At 60.3% G+C, this 9,124-nt stretch carries 8 protein-coding genes; 6 read left to right on the forward strand and 2 right to left on the reverse strand.

Annotated features, from left to right (window positions below):
• Positions 1-121 precede the first annotated feature (121 nt).
• Positions 122-1,090 carry a TRAP transporter substrate-binding protein gene (locus tag Q0601_RS24355; RefSeq protein WP_305292761.1) on the reverse strand — a complete coding sequence of 323 codons (969 nt, stop codon included), beginning with the start codon at positions 1,088-1,090 and terminating at the stop codon, positions 122-124.
• A gap of 289 nt (positions 1,091-1,379) precedes the next feature.
• Between Q0601_RS24355 and Q0601_RS24360 the strand changes: the two genes are divergently transcribed.
• From Q0601_RS24360 to Q0601_RS24370, 3 genes are read left to right on the forward strand one after another with little or no spacing between them, the layout of a single operon-like run.
• On the forward strand, positions 1,380-2,144 hold the full coding sequence (locus tag Q0601_RS24360; RefSeq protein WP_305292763.1) for an amino acid ABC transporter substrate-binding protein: 765 nt from the start codon (positions 1,380-1,382) through the stop codon (positions 2,142-2,144).
• The gene (locus Q0601_RS24365; RefSeq protein WP_305292765.1) at positions 2,144-2,818 is read left to right on the forward strand and encodes an amino acid ABC transporter permease; all 675 of its coding nucleotides are present in this window, start codon (positions 2,144-2,146) and stop codon (positions 2,816-2,818) included. The genes Q0601_RS24360 and Q0601_RS24365 overlap by 1 nt, the downstream gene beginning before the upstream one ends.
• The gene (locus Q0601_RS24370) at positions 2,815-3,555 is read left to right on the forward strand and encodes an amino acid ABC transporter ATP-binding protein (RefSeq protein WP_305292766.1); all 741 of its coding nucleotides are present in this window, start codon (positions 2,815-2,817) and stop codon (positions 3,553-3,555) included. The genes Q0601_RS24365 and Q0601_RS24370 overlap by 4 nt, the downstream gene beginning before the upstream one ends.
• Before the next feature lie 20 nt (positions 3,556-3,575).
• Here Q0601_RS24370 and Q0601_RS24375 read toward each other — a convergent pair whose 3' ends face one another.
• Positions 3,576-4,571, reverse strand: a complete 996-nt coding sequence (locus tag Q0601_RS24375; RefSeq protein WP_305292768.1) for a DUF808 domain-containing protein — start codon at positions 4,569-4,571, stop codon at positions 3,576-3,578.
• Between the two features lie 355 nt (positions 4,572-4,926).
• On the opposite strand from Q0601_RS24375, the gene acs reads away from it, so the two are divergent.
• From acs to Q0601_RS24390, 3 genes are all read left to right on the forward strand, one after another.
• Positions 4,927-6,882: an acetate--CoA ligase gene (acs, locus tag Q0601_RS24380; protein ID WP_305292770.1), complete on the forward strand. Its 1,956-nt coding sequence runs from the start codon at positions 4,927-4,929 to the stop codon at positions 6,880-6,882.
• 120 nt (positions 6,883-7,002) lie between these two features.
• On the forward strand, positions 7,003-7,260 hold the full coding sequence (locus Q0601_RS24385; RefSeq protein ID WP_305292772.1) for a DUF4212 domain-containing protein: 258 nt from the start codon (positions 7,003-7,005) through the stop codon (positions 7,258-7,260).
• A 3-nt stretch (positions 7,261-7,263) separates the two neighbouring features.
• Positions 7,264-8,994, forward strand: a complete 1,731-nt coding sequence (locus tag Q0601_RS24390) for a sodium:solute symporter family protein (RefSeq protein WP_305292774.1) — start codon at positions 7,264-7,266, stop codon at positions 8,992-8,994.
• The last annotated feature ends 130 nt before the right edge of the window (positions 8,995-9,124 follow it).

Below are 9,124 nucleotides of genomic sequence, written 5' to 3' on the forward strand. Positions count from 1 at the left end.
AATTATTAAATTCGGTTTCTAGCGGGCGTTGGGGGGTTAAAATAGCGCGCCCGCGGCGGGGGGGGGGCGCCCCCCCCGTACCCCCGAGGTATTTGGGCAAAGAAGAAAGGGATGGGAATTGTCATTCGGCGGCCCGGATGCGGTCCATCAGTTCCTTGCCGAATTGTTCCTCGTATTGCTTGTAGGGTTCGGCCAATGCGTCGCGGAACGCTGCCTTCTGCTCTGTCGTGAGTTCGTTGACCTCCATCCCCTGTTCCTTCAGGGTGGTGACGCCCGAGGCTTCCACCTCGTCCACATAGGCGCGCATTGCGGTGACGGCGTCCCTGGTGGCGGTTTCGAATGCGGCTTTCTGTTCGTCGTCCAGGCTGCCCCAGAGTTGCGGCGAAATCAGGATGACTGCGGGGGAATAGACATGGCCGTCCAGCGTCAGATATGTCTGCACCTCGCTGAGTTTGGCCGAAACGATCACCGACAGTGGATTTTCCTGCCCGTCGATCGCGCCCTGTTGAAGCGCGCCGATCACCTCGGGCCATGCCATCGGGGTGGGCGCCGCGCCCAGCGCCTCGAATGCGGTGATATGGACGGGGTTCTCCATGGTGCGGATTTTCAGGCCCTCGGTGTCTTCGGGGGCGGCGATCGGGCCGCGATTATTGGTGATATGGCGGAAACCCTGCTCGCCCCAGGCCAGGGCATGCATGCCCGCATCATCGAATTTGGCCAGCATTTCCTGCCCGATCTCGCCATCAAGAACCTCGCGGGCGTGATCGAGGCTGTCGAACAGGAAAGGCACGTCGAACACGCCCGATTCAGGAACGAAATTCGAGAGCGTGCCAGTCGAGACGATGGTCATCTGGATCGTGCCGAGCTGCACGCCTTCGACCACCTCGCGTTCGCCTCCAAGTCCTGATGACGGGAAATGCCGGAAAGTGAACTGATCGCCCAGCGCGGCGGTCAGCGATTCCTCGAACGCCTTGGCGGCGACGCCGTAATGGCTGTCTTCGGCCAGAGCATAGCCGATCTTGATCTCTTCCGCGGCGGCGGCGGGCGCGGCGATGGCGGCCAATATGGCAGCGGCGCAGAGTTTTTTCATGTTATATCCTCCCCTGTTGGAGCGGAGTTTGCGCGAGCTTGCGGGCAAGTTCAATAATCTGTTCAGTCAAAGTCGCAACGCGGAGTTTCCGGAAATGTGTTCCCCTTGCAGCAGAATGGCCGCAAAGCTTCGAAATCATGTTCCTGCATCGTCGGGAATTTGCGAAAATTGTTTTACTTTGTGAGGAGGGGGGCCGATTCAATCCTTATTTCCGGGCGATCTTTGTCCTGATATTGTGGTCAAGATTGAAACACCCGATCTATGCAGCCGAACCAATCAGGAGTCCGCTATGCGCAAGACCATTATTTCGGCAATCCTTGCCCTTGGGGCGATGTCTGCCCCCGCCCTGGCCGAGACGATCCGCGTCGGCATGTCGGGCGGTTACTTCCCCTTTACCTTCACCCGTGCCGATGAGTTGCAGGGCTTCGAGGTGGATCTCATGCGGGCCGTCGCGGAAGAAACCGGGGATGAGGTGGAATTCGTCACCATGTCCTTTTCGGGTCTGATCGGGGCGCTGGAATCCGGGCGCATCGACACGGTTGCGAACCAGATCACCATCACCCCCGAGCGCGAGGCGAAATTCGCCTTCACCCAGCCCTATGTTTATGACGGCGCACAGGTCGTCGTGAAAGAGGGCAACGAGGGTGAGATCACCGGGCCGGAAAGCCTCAAGGGCCGGTCGGTCGCGGTCAACCTTGGCTCGAATTTCGAGGAATTGCTGCGTAACCTTCCCTATGCCGACGAGATCGACATCCGCACCTATGAATCGAATATCGAACAGGATACCGCGCTTGGCCGCGTGGATGCCTTCGTGATGGACCGGGTGTCCTCGGCGCAGGTGATCGCGAAAAGCCCGCTGCCGCTGGCACTTGCCGGGCAGCCTTTTGACGAGATCCGCAATGCTCTGCCGTTCCGCAACGACGATGAGGGCACGGCACTGCGCGACCGTGTGGATGCCGCGATCACTACGCTGAAAGAGAACGGCAAGCTGGCCGAGATTTCGCAGAAATGGCTGGATGCCGATGTGACGAAGCCGCTTGCGGAAGCTGACTGATGCGCCCGCTGGACATCGCCTATATGTGGGAGCTTGTGCCGGTAATCGCCGGTTACATCCCGCTGACCCTGTTCATGGCCGTTATCGCTATGGCGGCGGCGCTGGTATTGGCGGCGCTCCTGGCCGTGGTGCGGGTTCTGCGAATCCCGGTAGTGGACAGGGTCGTGGCGGTGTTCATCAGCTTTTTCCGCGGCACGCCTTTGCTGGTGCAATTGTTCCTGTTCTATTACGGCCTGCCGCAGATGCTGAGCTTCCTGACCTCGATCGACGGTGTGACTGCGGCGATTTTCGGGCTGACCCTGCATTTCTCGGCCTATATGGCGGAAAGCATTCGTGGCGCGATCCTTGGCGTTGACCGCAGTCAATGGGAGGCCGCGCAATCCATCGGCATGACGCGGGGCCAGCTTTTGCGGCGGATCATCCTGCCGCAGGCGGCGCGGGTGGCTGCGCCGACGCTGATGAATTATTTCATCGACATGATCAAAAGCACCTCGCTGGCCTTTACCCTTGGCGTGACCGAGATGATGGGCGCGGCGCAGAAAGAAGCTGCGGGCAGCTTTCTGTATCTTGAGGCGTTCTTGCTGGTGGCGCTGTTTTACTGGGCCATCGTTGAGGTTCTGTCGGTTGGGCAGCGACGCATGGAGCGGCATCTTGGAAAGGCGGTGGCGCGGTGAGCTGCGAGATACGGATCGACAAGCTGGTCAAGCGGTTCGGCGGCAATACCGTGCTGAACGGGATCGACCTGTGCCTGCAACCGGGCGAAAGGGTGGCGATCATCGGGCCGTCGGGGACCGGGAAATCCACCCTGCTGCGTTGCCTGAACTTCCTTGACCGGCCGGATGAAGGCCGGTTCACGCTTGGCGATCTGTCGGTGGATGTCGCCCGTGCCAGCAAGGCCGATATGCTGGCGATACGGCGGCGGACCGGGTTCGTCTTTCAGAACTATGCGCTTTTCGCCAACAAGACCGCCCGCCAGAACATCATGGAAGGGCTGACCACGGTGCGCAACTGGCCGAAGCCCAAGGCCAAGGCACGTGCCGCCGAGATCCTTCAACAGATCGGGCTTGGCGACCGGGGCGACAGTTATCCGTCGGCGCTGTCGGGGGGGCAGCAGCAGCGGGTCGGGATCGGGCGCGCCATGGCGCTGGATGCCGATCTGATGCTGTTCGACGAGCCGACCAGCGCGCTTGACCCGGAATGGGTGGGCGAGGTGCTGGATCTGATCCGGCGCATCGCCGATGGACGTCAGACGATGCTGATCGTCACGCATGAAATGCAATTCGCGCGCGAGATCGCCGACCGGGTCGTGTTCATGGAAGGCGGGCGCATCGTAGAGCAGGGGCCGCCCGCGCAGATCTTCGGCAATGCGCAGGATGAAAGGACCCGGGCATTTCTGCGGCGGGTGGGGTAATCCCGGCTTGTGCCGGTTTGTCAGGATTTGCCGAACATGCCCTTCACTGCGCCGATCAGGGGCATGACGGTGACCGACAATAACGGATTGAGAAGCTTTTCGACCAACGGGATCAGGGCCAGGCCAAGTATCAGCCCGAAAATCCCGTCGAAGAATGCGGTAACCGCCCAACTCGCCAGGCCGGCGATTTGCGGCAAGGCCAGAGCGGCGACCTCGGCCTGGTGATGAACCCAGTCGTAAGGGCCATGCCAGCCCATTTCGCCCAGTCCGTGAAGAATGATCTGACCGCCAACCCAGATCATCGCGGCGGTGCCGACGATGGTCAGCACCTTCATGAAAGCAGGCATGAATTTCACGATTCCCCGGCCAAGCGCAGCAAGCGCGCCATTCCCTCGCGATGCGAGATGCAGGCCGAAATCATCCGCCTTCACGATCAGGGCCACAAATCCGTAAACGGCGGCTGTGATGCCAATGGCGACCACGAACAGGATCAATGCCTTCATCCACAGCGTATCCTCGGCCGGGATGCTGGCAAGGGCAATCGTCATGATCTCGCCCGACAGAATGAAATCGGTCTTGATCGCGCCGGCGACGCGCTCTTCCTCGAGGCCGGCTGCATCGCCTTCCGGGTGAATATGTTTCTCGCTGTCATGCACATCGCCGTGACCGAAGGCATGCGCGACTTTCTCGGCGCCCTCGAAGCACAGATAGGCGCCGCCAAGCATCAGTAACGGCGCGATCAGCCATGGCGCAAAGCTGGTCAGCAGCAGCGCCACCGGCAACAGAATGACCAGCTTGTTGAAGATCGAGCCGCGGGCGATTTTCCAGACGATCGGAACCTCACGGCTGGCATCGAAGCCGTGCACGTATTTTGGCGTGACCGCGGCGTCGTCAATGACCGCCCCGGCGGCCTTGGCGCCCGCTTTGGCGGCCTGACCCGCGACATCGTCGATGGACGCCGCTGCGACCTTTGACAGGCCGGCGACGTCGTCCAGAAGCGCGATCAGTCCGCTCATGTAGTTCCCCGATCCTGCATGCGGTTGCTGCGTTCTATCTGCGGGGTCGGTGCGGAATGTTCAAGCCTGTTGATGCGATGCGATTCCCGGGCGCGGCCAGCGCGCATCACCGGAATGACGCCATGTCCGGCGGGGCGGCCTGTTTTGGTGAATGTCACCTGACGGCTTTGTGAAGTATTTACAAATTATACCTAATTTATGTGAATAAATTTACATAATTTTTCTTATATAAAAATGACTTAACTTGCGCTATAGGATGCTGTTAACATCATTGGCACCTTGGCCTTAAGGCGTCGGGTCCGGCGGTGACGGCGGGGAGGGCCAAGATTGATTCGGTTGTTAAGGAGGCAACTTCATGAGTTCGGAAAACATTGGTAAACATGCGATCCCGGCCGGGCAGGAGAATGCCCATATCAAGGCCGCCGATTACGACCGGCTTTATGCCGAATCAGTAAACGATCCGGAAGCTTTCTGGGGCAGGGAAGGCAAGCGGCTGGACTGGATCAAACCTTTTACCAAAGTGAAGAATACGGATTTCACCTTTGGCAATGTCAGCATCAAGTGGTTCGAGGACGGCGTGCTGAACGTATCTGTGAACTGCATTGACCGGCATCTGCCTGCACGCGCCGATCAGACCGCAATCATATGGGAGCCGGACAATCCCAGCGATCCGGCACAGCACATCACCTATGCGCAGCTTTCCGAGAATGTGAACCGGATGGCCAATGTGCTGCGCGATCTTGGCGTCAGGAAGGGCGACCGGGTGGTGATCTATCTGCCGATGATCCCCGAGGCGGCCTATGCCATGCTGGCCTGTGCGCGGATCGGGGCGGTTCATTCCATCGTCTTTGCGGGTTTCTCGCCTGATGCGCTTGCCAACCGGATCAACGATTCCGGCGCGCAAATCCTGATCACCGCTGATCACGCGCCGCGTGGCGGGCGCTCGACCGCGCTCAAATCCAATGCGGACCAGGCGCTGCTGAACTGCTCGGACAAGGTGAAATGTCTTGTCGTCAAGCATACCGGGGATCAGACCACCTGGACCGAGGGCAAGGATATCGATCTCAAGGCATTGATGGCCGATGCCGGCACGGAATGCGAGCCCGAGCCGATGGGCGCCGAGGATTTGTTGTTCATCCTTTATACCTCTGGCTCGACCGGCAAGCCCAAGGGCGTGGTGCATACGACGGGCGGATATCTGGTCTATGCCTCGATGACACATGAATATGTGTTCGATTATCATGATGGCGATGTCTATTGGTGCACCGCCGATGTCGGCTGGGTCACCGGGCATAGCTATATCGTTTACGGGCCATTGGCGAATGGCGCCACCACGCTGATGTTCGAGGGCGTGCCGACATGGCCGGATGCGGGGCGCTTCTGGGAGGTTTGCGCCAAGCACAAGGTCAATCAGTTCTATACCGCGCCGACGGCGATCCGGGCATTGATGGGCAAGGGGCCGGAATTCGTCGAAAAGCACGATCTGTCCAGCCTGCGCCTGCTTGGCACCGTGGGCGAGCCGATCAATCCCGAGGCGTGGAACTGGTATGACGAACATGTCGGCAAGGGCAAATGTCCGATCGTCGACACATGGTGGCAAACCGAGACCGGCGGCCACATGATCACGCCCTTGCCCGGTGCGACCGAAACCAAGCCGGGTTCCGCGACGGTTCCCTTTTTCGGCGTTAAACCCGAGATACTCGAAGCCGAAAGCGCCCGGCCGGTCACGGGCAACCCGGCCGAGGGCGTGCTGTGTATCGCCGATAGCTGGCCGGGACAGATGCGCACCGTCTGGGGCGATCATGAGCGTTTCATGGAGACCTATTTCCAGCAATATCCGGGCTATTACTTCACCGGCGACGGCTGCCGCCGGGACGAGGACGGTTATTACTGGATCACCGGGCGGGTGGATGATGTGATCAACGTCTCGGGCCACCGCATGGGCACGGCGGAAGTCGAATCCGCGCTTGTTGCCCATGAAAAGGTCGCCGAGGCCGCGGTGGTCGGCTATCCCCATCCGGTGAAGGGGCAGGGCATCTATGCCTATGTCACCCTGATGAACGGGGTCGAGCCGACCGAGGAATTGCGGGCAGAGCTTGAGAAATGGGTCCGGGGCGAAATCGGTCCGATCGCCAAGCCCGACCTGATCCAATGGGCTCCGGGCATGCCCAAGACCCGCTCTGGCAAGATCATGCGCCGTATCCTGCGCAAGATTGCCGAGAACGATTACGGCAGCCTTGGCGATATCTCGACGCTGGCCGAACCCGAGGTCGTGGACGACCTGATCGAGAACCGGATGAACCGGGGCTGACGATTACGAAGAAACCGGCCGGGGTCGGGTCGTCACCCCGGTAAGAAGACCCGCCAAGGTCCGGCGCATCGCCGCCGGTCCACCGGGGGAGTGTGTCCAAAAGAGGGAGGACAGAACGACATGAGTGACAGACAATCATCAAACGCATACTGGAGTGCGAATATCCGCACGATCTGGATATGCATCGCCATATGGGCCTTTGTGTCCTATGGCTGCGGCATCCTGTTCCGGCCGTTGCTGTCGGGTATCAGCGTGGGCGGCACTGATCTGGGCTTCTGGTTCGCGCAGCAAGGCTCGATCCTGGTCTTCATAATCCTGATCTTCGGCTATGCCTGGCGCATGAACAAGCTGGACCGCGAGCACGGGGTGGAGGAATAGTTCATGGATCAATTTACCCTGAACCTGATCGTCGTCGGTCTGACATTCGCACTTTATGTCGGCATTGCCTTCTGGGCGCGGGCCGATTCGACCAGCGAATTCTATACTGCTGGCCGTGGCGTGCACCCGGTGCTGAACGGGATGGCGACCGGCGCGGACTGGATGTCGGCGGCCTCTTTCATCTCGATGGCGGGGATCATCGCATTCGGCGGTTATGACGCTTCCGCCTATCTGATGGGCTGGACTGGCGGTTATGTGCTGCTGGCGATGCTGCTGGCGCCTTACCTGCGAAAATTCGGCAAGTTCACCGTGCCGGAATTCATCGGCGACCGTTTCTATAGCCAGACGGCGCGGCTGATCGCGGTAATCTGCCTGATCATCGCGTCGGTCACCTATGTGATCGGGCAGATGAAGGGCGTGGGCGTGGCCTTTTCGGGCTTCCTGAACATGTCCTATGAGATGGGCCTGCTGGTCGGTGCGATCATCGTGGCGTTCTATGCGGTGCTGGGGGGAATGAAGGGCATCACCTATACGCAGGTTGCGCAATATGTGGTGCTGATCATCGCCTATACCATTCCGGCGATCTTCATCTCGCTGTCGATCACGGGCAATCCGATTCCGGGTCTTGGCCTGTTCAGCAATACCGTCGAAGGTGGTGTACCGGTGCTGGACCAGCTGGATACGGTGATTCAGGAACTCGGCTTCGCAAGCTATACCGCGCAGACCGACACCACCCTGAACATCTTCCTGTTTACTATGTCGCTGATGATCGGGACGGCCGGTCTTCCGCATGTGATCGTGCGCTTCTTCACCGTGCCGCGCGTGGCCGATGCAAGAAGCTCGGCGGGTTGGGCGCTTGTCTTCATCGCGCTGCTGTATCTGACCGCTCCGGCGGTGGGCGCCATGGCGCGGCTGAATTTCGTCGAGACTATGTGGCCCAACGGACCGCAGGAAGAGGCGATCGCCATCGAGGAAATGCCGCACTGGGTACAGAACTGGGAGCGGACCGGCCTTCTGGCCTTCGAGGACAAGAATGGCGATGGCCGCATCGAATACTGGGCCGACGAAGAGAAGAACGAGGCGGTCAAGGTCGATCAGGACATCATGGTTCTGGCCAATCCCGAGATTGCGGGACTTCCGGGCTGGGTGATCGCGCTTGTGGTTGCCGGTGGGCTGGCGGCGGCACTTTCGACCGCGGCGGGGCTGCTCATGGCCATATCCTCGGCGGTGTCGCATGACCTGATCAAATCGATGATCAAGCCCGATATCAGTGAAAAATCCGAACTGATGGCGGCGCGGATCTCGATGCTGGTGGCCATTGCGGCATCGACATGGCTGGGACTGAATCCGCCGGGCTTTGCCGCGCAGACTGTGGCGCTTGCCTTCGGCATTGCCGCGGCCTCGCTGTTCCCGGTGATCCTGATGGGGATCTTCTCGAAACGGATGAACTCGCAGGGCGCGATTGCGGGGATGCTGGCCGGTCTGCTGAGTACGGTCATCTATATCTTCCTGCATAATGGCTGGTTCTTCATCCCGGGAACGAACAGCTTCACGAATGCCGATCCGCTGCTGCTGTCGATCCAGTCGACCAGCTTCGGAGCGGTTGGCGCGATGATCAACTTCATCGTCGCTTATGTCGTGTCGAATGCGACGCAAGAGCCGCCGAAGGAGGTTCAGGATCTTGTCGAGTCGATCCGCGTGCCGAAAGGTGCCGGTGCTGCTCAGGCGCATTGATGCAAGTAAGGGGGGGGGGGGGGGGGGGGGGGGGGGGGGGGGGGGGGGGGGGGGCGGGCGGGAGGGGGGGCGAAGGCGAAGACGCCAACGGGGGGGTGAGGGGGGGCAGCAACGCAGGCGGAAAGTGGAA

The organism is Paracoccus wurundjeri, assembly GCF_030678915.1.
Taxonomy (GTDB): Bacteria; Pseudomonadota; Alphaproteobacteria; order Rhodobacterales; family Rhodobacteraceae; genus Paracoccus; species Paracoccus onubensis_A.